This window comes from Micromonospora sp. NPDC048843 (assembly GCF_040649965.1).
GTDB classification, from domain to species: Bacteria; Actinomycetota; Actinomycetes; order Mycobacteriales; family Micromonosporaceae; genus Micromonospora; species Micromonospora hortensis.
Genome location: NZ_JBEZGJ010000073.1, coordinates 1 through 19,555, shown reverse-complemented (window position 1 = coordinate 19,555; position 19,555 = coordinate 1). Strand labels below are relative to the sequence as shown.

Annotated in this window: 18 protein-coding genes; 7 read left to right on the top strand and 11 right to left on the bottom strand. The window is 71.7% G+C overall.

Annotation, left to right across the window (positions count from 1 at the left end):
- Positions 1-190: 190 nt before the first annotated feature.
- A complete protein-coding gene (locus AB0C20_RS18320) occupies positions 191-904 on the top strand; it encodes a hypothetical protein (protein ID WP_357189586.1) in 714 nt (237 codons plus the stop codon).
- Here AB0C20_RS18320 and AB0C20_RS18315 read toward each other — a convergent pair.
- Entirely contained in the window at positions 901-2,265 is a 1,365-nt protein-coding gene (locus AB0C20_RS18315; protein WP_357568389.1) for a serine/threonine-protein kinase, read from the bottom strand. The genes AB0C20_RS18320 and AB0C20_RS18315 overlap by 4 nt on opposite strands.
- 56 nt (positions 2,266-2,321) lie before the next feature.
- Between AB0C20_RS18315 and AB0C20_RS18310 the strand changes: the two genes are divergently transcribed.
- Together AB0C20_RS18310 and AB0C20_RS18305 are read left to right on the top strand one after the other, a co-directional pair.
- Positions 2,322-2,870: an RNA polymerase sigma factor gene (locus AB0C20_RS18310; RefSeq protein WP_357189590.1), complete on the top strand. Its 549-nt coding sequence runs from the start codon at positions 2,322-2,324 to the stop codon at positions 2,868-2,870.
- A 173-nt stretch (positions 2,871-3,043) separates the two neighbouring features.
- The gene (locus tag AB0C20_RS18305) at positions 3,044-5,125 is read left to right on the top strand and encodes a PQQ-dependent sugar dehydrogenase (RefSeq protein ID WP_357568388.1); all 2,082 of its coding nucleotides are present in this window, start codon (positions 3,044-3,046) and stop codon (positions 5,123-5,125) included.
- 26 nt (positions 5,126-5,151) lie between these two features.
- Here the strand turns inward: AB0C20_RS18305 and helR are convergent, their stop codons facing one another.
- From helR to AB0C20_RS18285, 4 genes are all read right to left on the bottom strand, one after another.
- Positions 5,152-7,287: an RNA polymerase recycling motor ATPase HelR gene (helR, locus tag AB0C20_RS18300; protein ID WP_357568387.1), complete on the bottom strand. Its 2,136-nt coding sequence runs from the start codon at positions 7,285-7,287 to the stop codon at positions 5,152-5,154.
- Positions 7,288-7,441: 154 nt separating this feature from the next.
- Positions 7,442-7,822 (bottom strand): YccF domain-containing protein, encoded by a 381-nt coding sequence (locus tag AB0C20_RS18295; RefSeq protein ID WP_357568386.1) that lies wholly within the window; start codon positions 7,820-7,822, stop codon positions 7,442-7,444.
- 49 nt (positions 7,823-7,871) lie between these two features.
- Entirely contained in the window at positions 7,872-8,486 is a 615-nt protein-coding gene (locus AB0C20_RS18290) for an STAS domain-containing protein (protein WP_357568385.1), read from the bottom strand.
- Positions 8,483-8,812, bottom strand: a complete 330-nt coding sequence (locus AB0C20_RS18285; protein WP_357189599.1) for an STAS domain-containing protein — start codon at positions 8,810-8,812, stop codon at positions 8,483-8,485. Before AB0C20_RS18285 ends, AB0C20_RS18290 begins: the two co-directional genes overlap by 4 nt.
- A 153-nt stretch (positions 8,813-8,965) precedes the next feature.
- Here AB0C20_RS18285 and AB0C20_RS18280 point away from each other — a divergent pair, with 153 nt between their 5' ends.
- The 4 genes from AB0C20_RS18280 to AB0C20_RS18265 all read left to right on the top strand — a co-directional run bounded on the left by AB0C20_RS18280 (position 8,966) and on the right by AB0C20_RS18265 (position 12,310).
- Positions 8,966-9,655: a response regulator transcription factor gene (locus tag AB0C20_RS18280; protein ID WP_357189601.1), complete on the top strand. Its 690-nt coding sequence runs from the start codon at positions 8,966-8,968 to the stop codon at positions 9,653-9,655.
- Entirely contained in the window at positions 9,652-11,007 is a 1,356-nt protein-coding gene (locus AB0C20_RS18275; protein WP_357568384.1) for a HAMP domain-containing sensor histidine kinase, read from the top strand. The genes AB0C20_RS18280 and AB0C20_RS18275 overlap by 4 nt, the downstream gene beginning before the upstream one ends.
- Entirely contained in the window at positions 11,004-11,567 is a 564-nt protein-coding gene (locus tag AB0C20_RS18270) for a GerMN domain-containing protein (RefSeq protein WP_357189605.1), read from the top strand. Before AB0C20_RS18275 ends, AB0C20_RS18270 begins: the two co-directional genes overlap by 4 nt.
- 146 nt (positions 11,568-11,713) lie before the next feature.
- Complete coding sequence (locus AB0C20_RS18265) at positions 11,714-12,310, top strand: hypothetical protein (RefSeq protein ID WP_357568383.1); 597 nt, start codon at positions 11,714-11,716, stop codon at positions 12,308-12,310.
- A gap of 51 nt (positions 12,311-12,361) precedes the next feature.
- On the opposite strand, the gene AB0C20_RS18260 is transcribed toward AB0C20_RS18265, so the two are convergent.
- The 6 genes from AB0C20_RS18260 to AB0C20_RS18235 all read right to left on the bottom strand — a co-directional run bounded on the left by AB0C20_RS18260 (position 12,362) and on the right by AB0C20_RS18235 (position 18,289).
- Complete coding sequence (locus tag AB0C20_RS18260; protein WP_357189608.1) at positions 12,362-14,278, bottom strand: glycerophosphodiester phosphodiesterase family protein; 1,917 nt, start codon at positions 14,276-14,278, stop codon at positions 12,362-12,364.
- A gap of 101 nt (positions 14,279-14,379) precedes the next feature.
- On the bottom strand, positions 14,380-15,117 hold the full coding sequence (locus AB0C20_RS18255; RefSeq protein WP_357189610.1) for a cellulose binding domain-containing protein: 738 nt from the start codon (positions 15,115-15,117) through the stop codon (positions 14,380-14,382).
- A gap of 74 nt (positions 15,118-15,191) precedes the next feature.
- Entirely contained in the window at positions 15,192-15,572 is a 381-nt protein-coding gene (locus tag AB0C20_RS18250; protein ID WP_091399588.1) for a DUF742 domain-containing protein, read from the bottom strand.
- A complete protein-coding gene (locus AB0C20_RS18245; RefSeq protein WP_145795838.1) occupies positions 15,550-15,999 on the bottom strand; it encodes a roadblock/LC7 domain-containing protein in 450 nt (149 codons plus the stop codon). Before AB0C20_RS18245 ends, AB0C20_RS18250 begins: the two co-directional genes overlap by 23 nt.
- A complete protein-coding gene (locus tag AB0C20_RS18240) occupies positions 15,996-17,939 on the bottom strand; it encodes a nitrate- and nitrite sensing domain-containing protein (protein WP_357568382.1) in 1,944 nt (647 codons plus the stop codon). The genes AB0C20_RS18245 and AB0C20_RS18240 overlap by 4 nt, the downstream gene beginning before the upstream one ends.
- A complete protein-coding gene (locus AB0C20_RS18235) occupies positions 17,936-18,289 on the bottom strand; it encodes a helix-turn-helix transcriptional regulator (protein WP_357568394.1) in 354 nt (117 codons plus the stop codon). The genes AB0C20_RS18240 and AB0C20_RS18235 overlap by 4 nt, the downstream gene beginning before the upstream one ends.
- Between the last annotated feature and the right edge of the window lie 1,266 nt (positions 18,290-19,555).

Here is a 19,555-nt window from a genome sequence, read left to right as displayed (position 1 = left end):
GATGCCCTGGGACAAGCCTGTTCGAGTGATCGCCCCGAGCCATCCGGCGTGAGACGGCAATGCGCTTACGACTTGAGGAGGAGGGGCGGGTGCACCGATGGTGGGCGGAGGTACCGCCCCGGTTGCGTGAACCATCGCCCGTACCGGTGCATCGAACCCTGTGACAGACCCCGCGGAGGAAGGACCACCCATGCGCGGCAACCTGCTCGTCGGTGCGATGCTCACCCTGACGTTCGTCGCCGGTTGCACGTCACCGGTGAAACGGGTCGGCGGCGACGCCGGACCCGCCGGCTCTCCGTCCACCAGCGCGAGCCCGCCGAGCCCGTCGGTGTCGAGCGCTCCGGCGACCGGCAGCGCCGGCCCGAGTGCTCCGGCCACCCGCAGCGCCACCCCGGGTGCTCCGGCCACCCGCACCTCCGGGCCGGCCGCGCCGGTGAGCGAGATCAGGCGAACCGACTGGCCCAACGCGGTGATCCGCGATCTCAGATTCTGCGGCGAGTCCGACGACTTCGTGGTGTTCCGGAACGGGTCGAACGGCTTCGACATCCCCTGCCGAATCCTGCCGAACGGGGCGCGGCCGGTGTATGCCGAGTTCGTCACCGAGGAGCCAGCGAACGCGCCGTCGACCGAGGACGCGCTCGTCCTCGTCGAACTGGGCAACCCCGACGCCGCACGGCGGCAGGCCCTCGTGCCGGTTCAGCTCTCGTACGACGGCCGAGAGCGGCAGGCACGGCCGATCATCCTGGGCGACAATTCCAGCCCGTCCGGCGACCGGGTCATGACGTTCGTCTCGTATCGGGTCGTGGGCGAGACTGTGCAGGCCACTGTCCGCAAGCTCGATGGAGGCACCGAGACGCGTCGGTGGCGCAAGGTCGACTTCCCGGGGAACTGGGAACGGTACTAGCGTTGAGTGACCCTCGACGTGTCCACCCGCAAGGTGCCGAGGATCTCGTCGGTGCGGTCGACGCCGTCGGTCTGCTTGACCTGGACGTACACGCCGAAGGTGCCGGTGGCCGCGACCAGTGTGACCTCGCTGAACGACGTCTGCGCGCCACCGCATCGCGCCCAGTGGCGGACGGTGCCACTGAACGCGGCGGCGGTGACCGCCCGGCCTGCGGCGGCCGTGCACCCGCTGTGATCGGGCAACGCCGGCTGCTCCGCTGCGCGCAGCCCGGGGCTCACTCCCACGAAGACCCCCGGCGTCGCGCTGTCGACATCGGACCAGACGCTGAGATCCGCCCCGACGAGCAGGCCGGGGCCGCGCCCGTCGGCGAGGCCGATCACCGCCGGGTCCCAGCCGCCGTCGCGCAGGTGCCGCGCCCAGCCGTTGGGAACGGCCACCGAGACAGCGCCGGTCGTGTCAGCCACCCGGGTCCAGCCGTGCGGCGCGGTGGCGGCGGTGGCGGATCCGGCCATGACCAACGTCGCGGTCACTGTGCCGACGGCGGCGAGGAACCGGCGGATGCGCCGCGGCGGCGGGCGGGCCGCCAACTGCCGGCTGGCGAGCAGACCCTCCAACGCGGCGGCGTACGCGGCGGCTGTGGGCCAGCGGCGGTCCGGATCGCGATGCAGCGCCCGACGGACGGCGCGCTCGACGGCGGCGGGTGCGCGGGGTACCGCCGTCACCCGCTGCCCGGGCGGCGAGCCGGTCAGCATGTGGTGCGTCAGCGCGCCGATCGCGTACACGTCGGCGCGCACGTCGATCCCTCCGCCGGGGACGAGCTGCTCGGGCGCCATGTAGGCGGGCGTGCCGGCGACCACTGTGAACCCGGACGCGTGCGCGAGCGTCTTGGCCAGCCCCAGGTCGGCGACCAACACCCGGTCACCGGCCGGGGTGGGGTCGAACAGCACGTTGGACGGTTTGAGGTCGCGGTGCAGCACGCCGCTGTCGTGCAGGACCGCCACCGCCCTGGCGATGTCGGCGGCGATCCGCAGCGCCGCGCGCACCGGCATCGGGCCGCTGCCCAACCGGTCGGCGAGCGTGCCGCCGGCGGCGTACGTCATCACCAGGTACGGCCGGCCGTCGGGCAGCTCGCCGATGTCCAACACCCGGACCAGGTGATCGGAGTCGACCTGCCGCATGAACCGGGCCTCCTGGCGGAAGCGCCCCCGGATGTCGGCCCGCTGCGACCAGTTGTCGGCGAGCACCTTCACCGCCACCGGCGAGTGCAGCTCGTCGTCGTACGCCAGCCACACGGTGGCGAACGCACCGGCGCCGACGGGGCGCGCGATGCGGTACCGGCCAACCTGCGGCGGGATGGACACGATCGTATTATCCGGGGACCGGGACTCCGGTGACGCCCACGAGCGGGGGAGCGCGGGTGGCGAAGGAATCTGACACCGAGGAGCTGGCGAGGCGCGCGGCGGCCGGCGACAGCGCCGCACTTGACGCGTTGCTGGCCGCGATCGGTCCACGGGTGCTGGAGCAGTGCGGGCGGTTCCTGCCCTGTCGGCAGGACGCGGAGGAGGCGGCGCAGGACGCGTTGTTGCAGGTGGCCCGGCACATCCAACGGTTCGAGGGGCGGTCGCTCTTCTCCACCTGGTTGCACACGGTGGTCGCCAACTGCGCCCGCCAGACCTACCGGTCACTGCGGCGACGAGCGGCGGAGCGGTCCAGCGCGCTGCTGCCCGTCGAGGTGGCCGACCCCCGTACGACGAGCGTCATCGCCGGATCGCGCCTCGACCTGCTGGACGCGCTGGACCGGCTGGAGGCGCACCGGCCGGAGCTGGCGACGGCCCTCGTGCTCCGCGACCTGTGTCAGCTCGACTATCAGGAGATCGCCGGGCAGTTGGGTATTCCGATCGGCACGCTGAAGTCCAGGATCCATCACGCCCGTCGGTACGTCCGGGAGGCGTTGCGGGGTAGTTGAGCGATGCGTACGCCGATCCGTGGTTTTGCCCCCGATCGGCGGACATCGTTTGACATGTGCGGCGATCGCATCTTTGATGGTCGATGTGTCTGTTCGGCGTGGTCGGGCGCGTGGTCGTCTGGGTGGGCCGGTCGATGCCCTGAGCCTGTCGACGCCCTGAGCCTGGAGGACTGATGCGAGTCATCGCGCGGAGAAACCCACGACGCCCACGGCGGCGGCTGTTGCCGGTGGCGATGGCGGCGGTGACGCTGCTGAGCCTGGCCGTCGGTGTGCCGGCGGCCGCCGCGGCGCCGTCGACAGTCGTTGGCGTGGCCAGCGGCCGTTGCCTGGACGTGGTCGGCAACGTCAGAACCGCAGGTGCCGGCATCAACATCTACGACTGCAACGGCCAGGCCAACCAGGCGTGGACCTTCACCTCAAGTGGTGAGCTGCGGGTCTACGACGACACGATGTGCCTGGACGTGGTCGGCCAGGACACCACCGCCCCGGCCGCGGCGCAGATCAACGGCTGCACCGGCGGCGCCAACCAACGCTGGCGGATCACCACCTCCGGGACCATCGTCGGGGTCCAGTCCGGCCTGTGCCTGGACGTGTCCGGCGCGGGCACCGCCAACAGCACCACAGTCGGTCTCTGGACCTGCAACGGGCAGTCCAACCAGCGGTGGACGACATCTCTCGGCAGCACCGACAGTCAGCCGCCGACGGCGCCGGGTAGCCCACGGGTCAGCGGCCTGACCTGCAACTCGGTGACGTTCGCGTGGAACGCCTCGACGGACAACGTGGCGGTGGCCTTCTACGACATCTACCACGACGGCCAGCTGATGACGTCGGTGAGCGGCACGACGCTCTCCACCAACCTGACAGTGGTGGCCGGGGCTACCTGGGGCCTGTACGTCAACGCCCGCGACGCCGCCGGCAACGTGTCGCAGGCGAGCGCCACCGTCTCGATCACTCCGCCGCCCTGTCAGGCCGACAGCCAGCCACCGACGGCGCCGCAACAGCTCACCGGCACCGCGTCGGGCACCACTGTGACGCTGCGCTGGACCGCGTCGACAGACAACATCGGGGTGCGGGCGTACGACATCTACCGGGCCGGCGCGAAGGTGGGAACTGTCACCGGCGCGCCGCCGGCGACCACGTTCACCGACAGCGGTCTGGCGGCGAACACCTCCTACCAGTACTACGTGGTGGCTCGTGACGCGCAGGACAACGCCTCGTCGCGCAGCGGCACCGCGACGGTGACCACCGGTGCGGCGTGCGCCAACCCGGTGTGCGGGGTGCGACAGGTCACCACCGACACCGACATTCCGTGGGGCCTGGTGACGTTGCCCGACGGCAGCGTCCTCTACAACCGCCGCGACGCGCACGACATCATCCAGCTCAACCCGACCACCGGGGCCAAGACCAACCTGGGCACGGTGCCGAACGTGCAGAGCACCGACGGTGAGGGTGGCCTGTTGGGGCTCGCCATCTCGGCCAGCTACTCCAGCGACCGCTGGCTGTACGTCATGCACACCTCGCCGAGCGACAACCGCATCGTCCGGATCAGGCTGGAGAACGGGCGACTCAACACCGCCAGCGAGCAGGTCCTGCTCAGCGGCATTCGGCGTAACAAGTACCACGACGGTGGTCGCCTGCGGTTCGGCCCGGACGGCAAGCTGTACGCCAGTACCGGCGACGCCCAGAACGGCAACTACGCCCAGGACCGGTCCAGCCTCGAAGGCAAGATCCTGCGACTCAACCCGGACGGCACCGTCCCCTCGGACAACCCGTTCGGCAACTACGTGTGGAGCTACGGCCACCGCAACCCGCAGGGGCTGGCGTTCGACTCGCAGGGCCGGCTGTGGGAGCAGGAGTTCGGCAACTCGGTAATGGACGAGACCAACCTGATCACCAAGGGTGGAAACTACGGCTGGCCGGCGTGCGAGGGCACCAGCGGCGCCTGCGGTACGGCCGGGTTCATCGCGCCGGCACGTACCTATCCGACTGCCGAAGGGTCCTGCTCCGGCATCACGATCGTGCGCGACGCGCTCTATGTGGCCTGCGCCCGAGGCGCTCGGATGTACCGCGCGGTGATCAGCGGCAGCAGCCTGACGAACGTGCAGACGTACTTCAGTGGCACCTACGGTCGGTTGCGGACGGTGGAGCCGGCTCCCGACGGAGGGCTGTGGCTGACCACCACCAACGTCGGTGACAAGGACAGCACCCCGAACAACAGCAACGAGAGGATCCTGCACGTCACGCTCGGCAACTAGACCCCGATCGATGTGCGGCAAGCCCCTCAGCCGCTGGTCAGGAGCACTAGTTGCTGGGTGGCCCGGGTCATCGCGACGTAGCGGTCGACCGCCCCCGAGATACCGGTGCCGAACGTTTCCGGGTCGACGAGGACGACCAGGTCGAACTCCAGCCCCTTGGCCTGCTCCGGGCTCAGTGACCGGACCCGGGCAGTGGGCGGGAACGTCGGGTCGCCGATGACGCAGGCGATCCCGTCGGCGTGCGCGGCGAGCCAGGTGTCGAGGATCGACAGCAGGTCGGCGACCGATCCGTGGACGACGGGAAGCCCGTTGCCACGGATGGAGGTCGGCACGTTGGCGTCGGGGAGCACGGCCCGGATGACCGGTTCGGCCTGCGCCATGACCTCCGCTGGCGTCCGGTAGTTGATGCCCAACGAGGTCAGTGTGACCCGGTCGAGCCCGATCCGCTTGAGGCGTTCCTGCCACGACTCGGTGAACCCGTGCCGGGCCTGGGCGCGGTCTCCGACGATGGTGAAGCTGCGCGACGGGCAGCGCGCCAGCAGCATCTGCCACTGGGCGTCGGTCAGCTCCTGCGCCTCGTCCACGACGATGTGCGCGAACGGGCCGGCCAGCAGGTCCGGGTCGGCGTCCGGCAGCGCGGAATCGTCGACCAGCACGTCGCGCAGGTCGGGTTGGCGCAGCATCGCCAGCAGGCCCTCGCCGTCGTCGTAGGTGTCGGCCGCGAGCAGCTCGTCGACGACCCGGGCCATGTGCTCGCGTTCGACGGCGGCGGCCGGGTCACGTCGGCGGGTGCGCCCCGACCTCTCCGCGTCGCCGAGCCGCTGCCGCGCCGCGTCGAGCAGCGGCAGGTCGGACACGGTCCAGGCCCGGGGTTCGTCGCGTTGCAGCTTGCGGACCTCCTCGGGGCTGAGCCACGGCGCGCACCTGCGCAGGTACGCGGGCACCGACCACAGGTCACCCACCAGATCGGCCGCGTCGAGCAACGGCCAGGCACTGTTGACAGTCGCCCGCAGCTGCCTGTTACGCAGCAGCGAGTCGCGGAGCACGTCGTCCGACTCCTCGCCGTCGTACCTGTCGATGAGGATGGTCAGCAACTCCTCCCAGATCTCCTCGCGCGCCTCGTTGTGCGGGGTGCCCGGGCCTGGCGCCTGGAACGCGTCGGCCCAGTCGTCGGCACTCAGGCGGACGTCGGAGTCGCCGACCGGGACCGTCATCGGGGCGGTCGGTGGGTCCTGGTAGAACCGGACGGCGGCGTCGATCGCCTGGACCAGTTCGGCCGAGGACTTCAGCCGGGCCACGTCCGGGTCGGTGTCGGCGGTTGCGGTGGCCCCCTCGGCGACGAGGTCGCGCAGGGTGCAGGTCTGCACGTCCTCCTCTCCGAGGCTGGGCAGGACGTCGGCGACGTAGGCCAGGTAGGGCTGGTGCGGCCCCACGAAGAGCACCCCACCCCGGCGCTGACCGAGGCGCGGGTCGGAGTAGAGCAGGTACGCGGTGCGGTGCAGGGCGACGACGGTCTTGCCGGTGCCCGGACCGCCGTCGACCACGAGGGCGCCGGCCGACCCCGCCCGGATGATGGCGTCCTGGTCCGCCTGGATCGTGCTGAGCACGTCGCGCATCCGGGCCGACCGGGCGCTGCCCAGACTGGCGATGAATGCGGACTGGTCGTCGAGCGCGACGGCGTGCCCCACGAATCCGTCCGGGGTGAACACCTCGTCCCAGTAGTCGCTGATCCGGCCGCGGGTCCAGCGGTACCGGCGGCGGCTCACCAGGCCCATCGGGTTGGCATGGGTCGCGCCGAAGAACGGCTCGGCGGCGGGTGAGCGCCAGTCGAGCAACAGCCGCCGACCCGTGCTATCGGTGAGACCGCGACGTCCGACGTACACGGGCTCGGGGTTGTCCGCCTCGACCACGTGGCCGAGACACAGGTCCAGTCCGTAGCGGCTCAGCGAGCGCAGGCGGGCGGTCAGCCGGCGGACCTCCTCGTCCCGATCGACGGCCTGTCGGCCCTTGCCGCCGGGCGCCCGACGCGCGGTGTCCAGACGGTCGGACAGCTCGGCGCTCAGCTGCGCGAGGCCCTGTGCCATGGCCGCGAAGTGCCGCTCGTCGTGGGCGATGAGCGCCGGGTCGGCCTTGGGGGCGCGGTGGTCGGGAAGTTCGAACACTGAGGTAGGCAAGGAATCCAATTCATGACTTCCATTTCGGCAGAATTTGGCCTCGGCCGACGATTCTGCGTCATAAACGGGGTCTTGCCGCAAGCCCCCCAGTGCGGTATAAGTTAGAAGTGGCGGGAGACCGGGTGTCTCCCGTTTTCCGTGTTCAGTGCGCGTCGACGACGTCGCGGCCGAGGGGCCAGAACGCGGCCGGCACGAGCTTGAAGTTGGCGATGCCGAACGGGATCCCGATGATCGTGACGCAGAGGGCAATGCCCGCGACGATGTGGGAGAGCGCCAGCCACCATCCGGCCAGCACCACCCAGAGGATGTTCGCCAGGCCGGAGCCGACGCCCGCGCCCGGCTTGGGCACCACTGTGCGGCCGAAGGGCCACAGCGAGTAGACCGCGAGGCGCAGCGACGCGACGCCGAACGGGATGGTGATGACCAGGGCGAAGCAGATCAACGCGGCGATGCCGTAGCCGACCGCCAGCACGAGGCCACCGCCGAAGACGAGCCACAGCACATTCAGTACGAAACGAATCATTACTCCAGCATGAAACATGCTCGCCACCCGGTTGGCTCGCCCAGTGCCCTCAGCGGGGAACGGCCACCGCGTGGGCCTCGGGGAGGGTCCTCTCGCCACCGTCGGCGAGCTGGGCGAGGGCGTCGTCGCGGCTGTCGAAGATCGGGAAAGCCCCGTCCAGACGCATGGTGTGCAGGACGGTGCGGATGAATCGCGACGGCGCGGCGAGGCAGAGTGTGACACCGCGTTCGCGGGCATCACGGTGGGCGCGCACGAGCAGACCGAGGCCTGTCGAGTCGATGATGTGCACCCGGCTCAGGTCGACCACGACGTGCCCGCCCACCTCGGCCACGTGCCGCAGGGCCGTGCGCAGGTTCTCGCCGGTGTCGAGGTCGATGTCACCAGCGGCGGCGATGACTGTCGTGCCGTCGAGGTGGTCGATGCCGAGGATGCCGCCGGGACCGTGGTCGTCGCGTGACGCGTGGCCACCGGTCGAGGCGGGCAGGAGGCTGCAGTGCGGGCAGCGGTGCGGCCCGGTGGCGAAGGGGGAACCGCTCCAGCCGTGCTCGGCCACCAGGGTCCAGACGACCTCGGCGTCGGGGAGCACGCAGGCGGTGCCGCGGATGGTCTCGCCGCAGGTGTCGCAGATCAGGGTCATCAGATACTCGTCCGGGACGACGGTCATGCTGCTGGTCCTTCCTCGCTCACGATCGAGAGCACCTGATCCAGGCGGGTGATGTGCAGGATGCGCCGTACCCGGGGGTTCGGATCGCGGACGGTGAGGGCCGCGTCGGCGCGAGTCAGCCTCCGGTGCACGTCGAGCAGCAGGCCGATGGCGGCGGCGTCGAGGTGCCGGCAGTCGGACAGGTCGAGCACCACCTGTGCGGGGCGCAGTGCCAGCAGTCGGTCGAACACCGCGCTGACCTCCGGCAGGCAGGCCAGATCGAGTTCGGTGACGCGAACCTCGACCAGCGGCAGCGTGTACCGCGCGGGCAGCACCGGCGTCGCCATTGCCGTACCCCTCTCTCCTCGCCCCTTCGCTTCCTCTCCACCGTGCTTCGCGGGGTTGGCGGTCACTGCAAGGCTCTGTGACAGTTGTGTGACAAAACCGCCGGCTGGCGGGCACGGTTGGCCGCCCGGCGGTCCGCCGAGCATGATTCCGGCATGACCGCCGTACTGGTGATCGAGGACGACGACCGCATCCGGCTCGCGCTGCTGCTCGCACTCGAGGACGAGGGCTACGACGCCCTCGGCGCGGCCACTGCCGAGGAGGGCCTGCGCGCCCAACGTCACCACCCGGCCGACTACGTGCTCGTCGACCTGATGCTGCCCGGTCTCGACGGCTTCGAGTGCATCCGGCAGCTGCGCCGTGACGACGACGTCCCGATCGTCGTGGTCAGCGCCCGCGACGGCACCGACGACATCGTCGCCGCCCTCGAAGCCGGCGCCGACGACTACGTGGTCAAACCCGTGGCCATCAGGGAGCTGACGGCCCGCCTGCGGGCTCTGCGCCGCCGTGCCCGGCCGGTGGTCACGACCACGGCGCCGGAGCCCGTGCCGGCGGTCGCCTTTGGGGAGTTGGAGATCAGTCCGGAGGCGGGGGAGGTGCGCCGCGCCGGCCAACAGGTCACTGTCACCCGCACCGAGTTCCGGCTGCTCTGTGAGCTGGCCGAGCACGCCGGTCGGGTGCTGTCCCGTCAGCAGTTGCTGCAACGGGTCTGGGGCTACGACAGCGGCGACGAACGGCTCGTCGACGTGCACGTCGGCCGCCTGCGGCAGAAGATCGAGCCGGACCCGGCGAATCCCCGGCACCTGGTCACCCTGCGGGGCCTGGGCTACAAGCTGCAACGATGAGACGCCTCGGACTGCGCACCCGGGTGACCGCCGCGTTCGCCGTCGGCGCGCTTCTGCTCTCGGCGTCGATGGCCCTGATCTCCTACGAGTTGACCCGCCGGTCCCTGCTCGACGACCGCGAACGCATCGCCCTGCGGGCCGCCTACTTCGACGCCGCCGTGGTGCACGCCGGCCTCGACACCGACACCCCGGACGTGGTGGAGGTGCTCCGGTCGTTGGACACCGGCGGAAGCCGTCGACCGGTGCTGCACCTCAACGGCGAGTGGTACGCCCGCGCCGCCGATCCCGGCACCACGGCCGCCATCCCCGACGAACTGCTCCGGGTCGTCTCCGCCGGGGAGCCGGCCGTGCAGCGTGTCCGTGTCGACGGGCAACCGGTTCTGGTGGTCGGTGTGCCGCTGTCCGCGTCCGCGACGTACTTCGAGGTCAACTCGCTGCGCGAGCTGGAGCAGACGTTCCGGGTGCTGGCCCTCGCGCTGACCAGCGTCGCGGTGCTGGTCGCCGGAGCCGGCGCCACCCTCGCCTGGTACGCCACCCGGCACGGGTTACGGCCGCTGACAGCGGTCGCCGACGCGGCCGAGAAGATCGCCGCCGGTGACTTCACCGCCCGGCTCGACCCGGCCACCGACAGTGACCTCACCCGCCTCTCCTCGTCGTTCAACCAGATGGTCGACCGTCTCGCCCTGCGCATCGAACGGGACCGCCGGTTCGCCGCCGACGTCAGCCACGAACTGCGCTCCCCGTTGCAGACCCTCGCCGCGGCGGCCAGCGTCCTGGCCCGCCGTCGGGAACACCAGGACGAACGGACGGCCACCGCTGCCGGGCTCGTCGCCGACGAGATCGACCGTTTCCAACGGCTCGTCAACGACCTGATCGACCTGGCCCGCAGTGACCAGCCGGCTCATCGTGCCCCGGTGGACGTGGTGGAGCTTGCCCGGGAGACCTGCGACGCGTACGACCTGCCGGGCGCCCTCGTCCGCCTGGCACCGGACGTGCCCCCGACGTGGCAGGTCGAGCGGCGGCGGATCGCCCAGATCCTGGCGAACCTGCTCGACAACGCCGTCACCTACGGTGGTGGCCCGGTTGCTGTTCACCTGGGCCGGGACGGGGGCAGCGGCGTCATCGAGGTCGACGACGACGGTCCGGGCGTTCCCGTCGAGGACCGCGAGGCGATCTTCGACCGGTTCGTCCGCGGGCGAGCCGCCCACACCCGTGGCGCCGGCGACGGCACCGGCCTGGGGCTGGCGTTGGTAGCCCAGCACGCCGCCGCGCACGCGGGGCAGGTGACCGTCGCCGACCGTCCGGGCGGGGGCGCCTGTTTCCGGGTCACCCTGCCGGAGAGCCTGTCGTGAGGCGCCGCCGTCTCGCCCCGTTGGCCCTCGCCGTGTTGCTGGCCGGATGCGGCATCCCCACCGACGACACCCCGCGCACGGTGCCGCCCCCACGAGGGCCGCTGAGCAGCGCCGCTCCCGCCGACACCACAGCACCAGCCGGCAGCGCCGCCGAGACGCTCTGCCTGGTCCGGGACAACCGGATCGTCCCCGTGGTCCGGCGGGTCGACAGTGCACCCAGCCTTGCGGACCAGTTGCGGCACCTGCTCGCCGGGCCCAGCGGGGCCGAACGGGACGGCGATCTGACCAGCGCGTTGCCGGGGGCGGTCAACGCCGCCCGCGCGACGGTGACAGGGACGCAGGCCCTCGTCGCGGTGGACGAACCCGCAGAGGTGGGCGGTCGCAGCGACGAGGTCCTCGCCTTCGGGCAGATCGTCTGCACTCTCACCAGCCGCGAGGACATCTCCACAGTGGCCTTCCTGCGCGACGGCAGGGCTCTCGGCGTGCCCCGGGCCGACGGTTCCCTGTCCAGCAGACCGCTCACCCGCGACGACTACGCCCCCCTCATCAGCGAAAGCTGAGCGCGCGCCACCGCGAGCACGGGCCACCCCGATGTCGACTGTGGGGGTCTCGGGGTTGCTCGGTGGAAGACCTGAGACGGAAGCCAGGGCGACCCGAGGGAACCTCCCGGAGGTTTGCTGGCGTCGGCAGCCACATGCTGGCTGGCATGAAACGCGCTGCGCTCTACGTGATCGCCGGCCCGGTCGGCCTCGGCGCCTACGGCCTGGTCCGGCTGTGGGCACGATCCGACGGGGTGTACGGCCCCGGGCTCGACTGGCAGGCCGCCCACCTGGTCGCCCTCGCCGGCTTGGTGTGCTTCGTCCCGGGTGTGCTCGCGCTGTCCCGCCTGCTGCCCCACAGTCCGTGGCGCACCGGGGTGGTGGCCTTCACGTTGGTCGGGCTCGCCGCGACGATGGTGCAGTTCGGCGCGGACATCGTCGAGGGGCTGCTGGCCGAGGACCGGGCGGAGATGTCGAGGCTCGGCGCGGAATTCAAGGACATCCCCGGCGTGGAGGTGGCCTTCTACGACGTCGTACCCCAGTTCTTCTTCGTCGGCCTGCTCGTGCTCACGGGCATGCTCGCCGCCCGACGGCGGCTGGCGTGGTGGAGTGTGCCGCTGCTCCTCGCCGGCATCGTCCTGCCGGTGGTCACCCTCGATCTGCTTCCGATCGGTGGCCTGTGCATGGCGCTGGCGTTGGCCCCGGCGCTGCCGCTGGTGCGACAGCACTGTGAGCGTGCCGAGTCGCCCGTCGCCGTTCACTGAGGACGAAGGGTGGCGCTGGCCCTCATCGGACCAGCGCCACCCTTCGAGCCGCTACTTCAGGGCGAGGGTGCGCGCGTCAGCGGCGATGATGCTGGCGATCTCCGCCGGCACCAGCTTGCCGGCCTGCCGGTCGGCGTAGGTGGCCAGTTCGGCGTACTGGGCGTGGGCCAGCTTGGTGGTCATCGCCGTGACGGCGGCCGGGTCCGCGCCCGAGGTGAGGATCAGGTAGCCGAGGCCGGCCTGGCTCACCGTCACTGTGAAGGTGCTGGTCGCGGTGGCGGTGCCCTCGGGCCCGGTGGCCTCGGTGGTGATGGTGTGCCGGCCGGCGGTCAGCTTGGCCAGGTCGAGCTTGCGCCCGGCGGCCGACTTCTTACCGTCCAGCGTCACGGTGACGGTGTCCGCGTTGGTCGCGGCGACCGCGATCACCGGGGACTGCGCCCGGTCCAGCCGCGCCCCGTTGGTCGGCGAGGTGATCTGCACGGTCGGGTCGGCGGAGGCCCGCTGGACGAACCCCGAGTTCCAGCCGACCAGCTCCGCCGCGCGGTTGGTGATGATCGCGTCGGTGCCGATCCGCTCCAACCGCTGCCACAGGCCGGCGGAGTCCATCGTCCAGGCCATCACGGCGACCCCGGCGGCGTGCAGTGGGGCGAGCACCTCCGGCTTGGCCAACAGCGCGTTGCCGTCCGGGTTGTACGCGGTCAGGTGCAGCTCCTTCGCGATCGCCACCGGGTCGGCGTCCAGTGTGCTGCGGAGCAGGCCGAGCGGCAGCTCGGGGGCGATCTCGTAGGTGTACTTCAGGGCGTCGACCTCGAAGCTCTGGATGAAGACCCGGCCCATCATCTGCTCGTCCCGGATCACCTGGATGATCGTGGCGACCTCGTCGCGGGTGTGCTTACCCTTGATCTCCACGAGCAGGTTGCCACCGCGCGTCCGCAGGTCGGCGAGCTGCTCCGCGAGGGTGGGCACCCGCTCGCCGACGTACTGCGGGCCGAACCAGGAGCCGGCGTCGAGGGCCTTGATCTGCGCGGCGGTCAGGTCCCGGATGTTGCCGGTGCCGTCGGTGGTCCGGTCGACGGTGCCGTCGTGCAGGATGAACGGGACGCCGTCCTTGCTCGGCTGGACGTCGTTCTCGATCCAGTCGGCGCCGCCCTTGCGGGCGATCTCCTGGGCGACGAGGGTGTTCTCCGGTGCGGCGGCGGACGCGCCCCGGTGGGCGATCACTGTGAACGGGCTGCCCTCGGGGCGGAGGTAGCCGTTCGGTGCCAGCTCGGTGACTGTGACGTCGTCGTACGACACTGTCGCGCCGTTGACGAAGAGCCCCTGGACGCCGTCGGCGGAACGCTGGAGGCTGCTGGTCCGCATCGCCTCCCGCCCGTCGAAGATCCAGCGGGCCTGGTTGCCGTGCACCTCGACGGCGACGCGCACGTCCCGCCCGGTGCCGGCGGCGGACGGGGCGGAGGCGGTGTTCGTCACGACCCACGCGTTGGCAGGGGTCCGCTGGGCGAATTCGAGCCCGTTGGCGGCGGTGGTGCCGCTGCGCATGGTGGCGATCCACCAGGGGGTCGCGCCACTGGCGGGAACGTCGATGCCGAGCGAGGCCCAGCGGGTGGCGGCCGAGACCGACTCGAAGCGCATTGTCGCCTCGAGGCGGAAGTCGTTCAGGTGCCGACCAAAGGTGATCTTGTTGTTCTCGCTGGAGCTGACGGAGGTTCCGTACAGTCGGCCGTTCTCGACCTTCCAGGTGCCGTCGACAGCGTGCCAACCGGCGGGCAGTGACCCGGCCGAGAAGTTCTCCGAGACGACGACGCTGCCCGGCTCGGCGGTGGCGGGCGACGAGGTCGCGACGGCGACCGCGACGGCAGCGCCGGTGAGGGCGAGAGCGGCGACGGAGGCGGCGGCCCGGGTTCGCAGGGCGCCGAGGCGCGACCCGGCGCGGCGAGGCGACGGTGATGTCTGTAGGACAGTCATGGCCGGAACGGTACGAAGCGCGCCCGAACTGATGATCAATCAGGCATGGCGGCCTCCGGAACGCCTGGTGTACCGCGCCCGATCGGGGCGTCCCGGACTGGTCAGTCCGACAGGCCGGAGCAGGCGACCCCGTCGATCGTGCACGCCTTGGGGGCGGAACCGGTCAACGATCCATTGACCCGGAACGTCACACGGACCGAGGCGTTGCCGGGCACCTGGCCGGTGTTCGGGTCCGGCACGAATGTCCACACCGCACCGTCCCGGCTGGCCTGCGCCCCCTCGACCCCGCTGACCCCCAGCGACTCCCGGGGCAGGGTGACGACAAGCGTCCACCCGGGTGCCGGGACCGAGCCGGGATTGCTGATCGTCACTGTCGCGCCGTAGCTGAGCAGGGCGTTGTCAGTGATGGCGAAGTCCGCGCCCAGGGCCGCCGGGGTGGGTTCGGCTGTCGCACCGGTCGGCGTAGATCGGGTCGACGACGCGACGGCCGGTGGCACCGAGGAGGCCGAGGCGGACGGTGAAGCGGTCACCGCCGGGCTGGTGAGCGCCGGTCGCGCCTGTGCTCGGGGAGTGGCGGACGGTGACGCGCCCACCTGCTCGACCGACGGCGGCGGGTCGAGGGTCACCGGCGTCAACTTCTCCGGCGTACGCAGCACCCCGACGATTGACACGACTGTCGCGATCAGCACCCCGAGCGCCGCGACGACGGCCACCCAGGTGGCCCGCGAGACGTCCTCCCGACCGGTGAGCACCCGCCGCGCGGCCGTGACGAGGGCCACGACCCGATCCAGCAGGATGATCGCCACGGTACGGCGTGGCTGGGGTGGTGTTGCCGGCACTGCCAGTTTCTCCTTCAGTTCGTCGCCGGGTGCGTGCCCACGATCCGTCCGGGTCGCGGGTGGCACCTGCCCGGTCACAGCCCGCGAAGCCCGACGAGTATCGCCTCGAGCAGATCCTCGGTCGGCAGCTCCGACAGCATCGGCGGTTCGTGCGTCTCGATCAGCCCGGCCGCGAGCAGGTCACCGAGCAGCACCCGGACCGTCCCCAGCGGAAGATCCAACTCGGCCCCCACCTCGGCCACCGACACTGGATGGTGACACAGCTCGACGATCCGCGCCTGTTCGGGGAAGAGCGGTGTGGGAGGCGTGACTCCCCTCCGGGCGACGACCAGGGAGATCAGGTCGAACTGGCCGCGTGCGGGCGCGGTGCGCCCCCCGGTCATCGTGTAGGGCCGGGCGACCGGGCCCGCGTCATCGTCGTACCATGCCTCGTCAGTGGTGCCGCTGGTGTGCACCAGTGTCCCCGATCGTCACCGAGGAGGCCGGGCCCAGCGTGATCGGCAGGTGCTGCTCGGCCTGCCCCACGAAGAGCGCCACCTCGTACGCCATGTCACCGACCTCGACGTCGTCACCGGCGATCCGCACGGTGAGGATGGTCCCGTTCGGGATGGTGGCGATGAACAGGAACGCTCGCGACATCTGCACCACTACCTGGCGCAGCCGACCCGCGTCACAGGTCCGGGTGGCGGCCAGCCCCAGCGCGATCAGTCCGGCGACCACGCCGGAGATCTGCTCGGCCAGCTTTGCCCCCACCCGCCGCGAGCCACCGAGCGGCAACCCGTCCGGTGAGAGCACCACGGCGAACTCCGCGCCGTGCACCCGGTCGACAAGGTCGTTCAGGGCGTCGGTCAGGCCGTCCTCGGTGACCACTGCAGACGTCATTGTTGTCTCCTTGCTGTTCTGGCAACTGGCAACTCAACAGTGTCGAGGCTGGTCCTGCCGTTTTCCGGGCCGGTCGGCCCGGGGTGGCGGACCCGCGTCGGCAGCGCGCCGTTGCCGCTGGGGTCGGTGCCGGTCTGGGCCGGTGGGTACGGGGTGTCGGGTGGTGCGTCTGCCGGTGTGCGGCCGGTGTCGGTGACCGTGATCAGCCGGGAGGGTAGGAGCACGACGGCGGCGGTCCCACCGCGCCGGCTGGGGCGCAGCGAGACGTGGGCGCCGCAGCGCTCGGCCAGAACGGCGGCGGCGTACCAGCCGGCGAGGCCCACCGGTGGGCCGTCCGGTGGCGGGTTGCCGAGCAGGTGGTTCGCCTCGACCAGCGCGGCGGCGTCCAGGCCGGGCCCGTCGTCGACGACGAGGACGGCACACCCCTGCGGTCGCTGTTCGCCGCTGACCCGGACGGTGGTCTCCGCCCCGGAGAAGGCCAGAGCGTTCTCGATCAGCTCCGCCAACAGGTGGATGACGTCAGTGACGGCCGACCCCGCGAGCGACCACGGCCAGTGCGGCGCGATCAGGACCCGGTGGTAGTCCGGCACCTCGGCGACCGCGCCGCGCGCCACGTCGAGCAGTGGCACCGGGCGTCGCCAGCGGCGGGCGGGTGTCGCGCCGGCCAGGGTGATCAGTTTCTCCACGTTGCGTCGGACCCGGGTGGTGAGGTGGTCGAGTTGGAACAGCTCGCCGGTCTCCTCGGTGGATCGTTCCCGACGTTGCATCCCGTCCAGCAGGCTGAGCTGGTCGCGCAGCAGGACCTGGTTGCGTCGGGTCAGCCCCAGGAACAGCTCCCGCTCGGCGTCGCCCCCCGGCATCGCCGGTTCCTGAGCCGGGGCCGGCGTGTCCGGCACCGGAGCCGGAAGGTCGGCATTGGTAGTGGTCAACTCGTCGGTCAGGCGTCGGACGGTGCCCGCCCAGCTCAGCAGGAGCACCAGCACGACGATGAGGCCGAGCCCCACGACGGCCCCGGTACGCGCGATGAGCACTGCGGCACCGGGGGTGGCCCGCTCGACGCTGCTGCGGGCGGTGTTCGTCACCAGTGCCTGAAGCGCGCCGAGGGCGGCGTCCGCCGCCGCCCGCCAGCCCTGGATGGTGAGACCGGCCAGGGCGTTGGCGGTGCCGGCCTGGAGCAGCAGCCGGTCCTCCAGCGCGAGCAGGGCCGCGAACTCGGGGCCGGTCGCGAGGCGCTGATGCTCGGCCTGGCCGTCGGGCGGAAGGCCGGCCGCGGCCTCGGTGCGCGCGTACCGCTGGATGCTGACCAGTGCGGTCAGCCGGCGCCGCTCGTCGACGCCGAACCGTGCGCCGGTCAGGGCCGCGCTGACCAGCGTGTCCTCCCGGGCGAGCGACTCCCGGGCGCGGGCCAGCGCGATCACCGCGCGGGTGTCGGCGGCCAACCCGCTCTCGTACGCGCCCCACTCCGGGCCGTACACCCGAAAGGCGACGTCGATGACCTCGTCGTACCCGTCGACTGCCGCGCCCTGGTCGAGTCGGCCGGTGTCCACCTGGGATCGGGTCGTGCCCAGGCCGTCCAGCCGTCGGACCAGCTCGCCGGCCCGCTCGCGCACGGTGCCGGCGCTGAGCAACCGGAGGTCGCGGCCCCTGGTGAACTCGCGGATCTCGGCGGCGGCCCGGTCGGTGCCTTCGCGGGCCCCGACCAGCGCGGGCGTCGTCTGCTCCGTCCCGGCCATCGTCTCGACGGTGATCCGGCGTTCCGTCTGAAGGCCCAGAATCAGGCGGTCGATGGGCTGGCCCAGTGTGTCCGCCAGCGCCCGGACGCGCAGTAGGTCGATGGCATCCTGGCTGGACACGTAGGCCGCGTACGACCAGAGCGTGACCAGCACGGCGGCCAGCACGGCCAGCCTGGTCCGGATCAGCCGAACCTCGTCACGGGTCATCGGGTCGCCCGCTGCGGCCACGGTTGACCGGCCGTGTCGCTGGCCCGGTCGGCGACGAGGGTGCGCAGCAGCGCCAGTAGTTCGGTGCGGTTGGCGCAGTTGAGCCGGTTGCGCATCCGCGCCACGTGGTGTTCGACGGTCTTGGCCGAGATGAAGAGCCGATCGCCGATCTCCCGGTAGGTCAATCCGGCCAGCACCAGCTCGGCGACCTCGTACTCGCGGTCGCTGAGACCATGCTGCGTCGGGCCGGCGACCCGTGCCGTGCTCGCACCGGTCGTCGGTGTCTGCTCGCTCTGCCCACCGGAGGGCCGCCCCTGCAACGCTCGGGCGCACTCCAGCAGGGTGGTCATCGCCCGTCGGTCCGCGGTGCGGATGGCGGCCTGGCCGGCGAGGCGGGCGCCGTCCCAGCACAACCCGGTGTCGTGCAGTCCTCGGGCGGCGGCCTCCACCCGGGTCGGGTCGACGACCCCCCGGAGCACCTCCACCCAGCTCTCCGCGGCGGCGGCGACCACTGCCGCGTACCGGCTGTGGCCAGCGGCGGCGAGCAACGCCGCGACGTGTTCGTCGGCGGTCGTCGGCTCGCCGGTCAGGATGGCGGCGTGCAGTCCGCTCCAGTGCAGCGGCACACTCCACAGTGGCGGGTTGTCGAGGCGGTCGAGCAGCGCACGCCCCTGGTGCAGGTACGGCTCCAGCCGGGCCAGGTCACCCAGCCGCGCGCCCGCGATGGCCAGCTCACCCAACGGCAGCAGTGTGAACAGGTCGACGGGGTGCCGCACCACGGCCTCCAGCGCCTGCCCCCAACCCCGCTTGAGCGCCCCGAGGTCGCTGTTGCGCCGGCCGACGCCCATCCGGATCGCGGCGGCGAAGAGCTGGTCGCGTGACTCCAGTGGTCGCCCGTCGAGCGTCACTGTGGCGAGCCGCTCACCGGCGGCGTGGATCTCGCCACGGACCATCAGGATCCAGGCTTGCAACAGCCGGTGGCGGCGGGCCATCAGCGGGCCACCGACACCGGCGCCCAGGGCACGGTGCAGCACCCGCTCGGCGATGTCCAGCTCACCGCAGTGCACGGCCGTCAACGCGGCGAGGGCAGCCGGGCTGTCCGGCAGCAGCGCCGCCCGGCCGTCCGGCTCCAGCAGCGCGGCGGCCTGCACGAGCGCGGACAGCGCGGCGGTCGGCGGGCCGGTCACGCTCTCCCGTACACCGTTGGCCATCAGTCGGGCGGCGCTGGCGTGCAGGGTCGGGGGTTCACCCGCCGGATCACCCGCCGGTGACTCGCTGCGGGCGGCCGGGTCACCGGTGGCCAGCCCGCCGACGATGGCGAACGCCGCCGCCGAGGCGGTGCCCGACCACCGGAACAACTCGACGCTGCGACCGACATGACCACGGTGGGCCAGGGCGGTGGCGGCGACCACTGCCGCCTCGGAGCGCTCCGGGGGAGCGGCAGTGGCCAGGAGTCGGTCCGCCAGCCGAAGCGCGTCGTCGAGGTCACCGGCGAGCGCGGCGGCGAGCGCCTGCCGCGCGTCTCGAGAGCCAGGTAGAGGTTGGCCAGGGTCTGCGCCTCGATGCCCTGCGCGGCGTCGACAAGCAGCACGGCACCCTCGCAGGCAGCCAACGAC

Excerpts from the sequence above, each read along its gene's own strand:
- AB0C20_RS18275 (WP_357568384.1), top strand. The coding sequence starts at position 9,652 with ATGAGACGCCTCGGACTGCGCACCCGGGTGACCGCCGCGTTCGCCGTC.
- AB0C20_RS18245 (WP_145795838.1), bottom strand. The coding sequence starts at position 15,999 with ATGACGTCTGCAGTGGTCACCGAGGACGGCCTGACCGACGCCCTGAAC.
- AB0C20_RS18305 (WP_357568388.1), top strand. The coding sequence starts at position 3,044 with ATGCGAGTCATCGCGCGGAGAAACCCACGACGCCCACGGCGGCGGCTG.
- AB0C20_RS18285 (WP_357189599.1), bottom strand. The coding sequence starts at position 8,812 with ATGGCGACGCCGGTGCTGCCCGCGCGGTACACGCTGCCGCTGGTCGAG.
- AB0C20_RS18320 (WP_357189586.1), top strand. The coding sequence starts at position 191 with ATGCGCGGCAACCTGCTCGTCGGTGCGATGCTCACCCTGACGTTCGTC.
- AB0C20_RS18280 (WP_357189601.1), top strand. The coding sequence starts at position 8,966 with ATGACCGCCGTACTGGTGATCGAGGACGACGACCGCATCCGGCTCGCG.
- AB0C20_RS18235 (WP_357568394.1), bottom strand. The coding sequence starts at position 18,289 with ATGACCACCCTGCTGGAGTGCGCCCGAGCGTTGCAGGGGCGGCCCTCC.
- AB0C20_RS18240 (WP_357568382.1), bottom strand. The coding sequence starts at position 17,939 with ATGACCCGTGACGAGGTTCGGCTGATCCGGACCAGGCTGGCCGTGCTG.
- AB0C20_RS18295 (WP_357568386.1), bottom strand. The coding sequence starts at position 7,822 with ATGATTCGTTTCGTACTGAATGTGCTGTGGCTCGTCTTCGGCGGTGGC.
- AB0C20_RS18290 (WP_357568385.1), bottom strand. The coding sequence starts at position 8,486 with ATGACCGTCGTCCCGGACGAGTATCTGATGACCCTGATCTGCGACACC.
- AB0C20_RS18265 (WP_357568383.1), top strand. The coding sequence starts at position 11,714 with ATGAAACGCGCTGCGCTCTACGTGATCGCCGGCCCGGTCGGCCTCGGC.
- AB0C20_RS18260 (WP_357189608.1), bottom strand. The coding sequence starts at position 14,278 with ATGACTGTCCTACAGACATCACCGTCGCCTCGCCGCGCCGGGTCGCGC.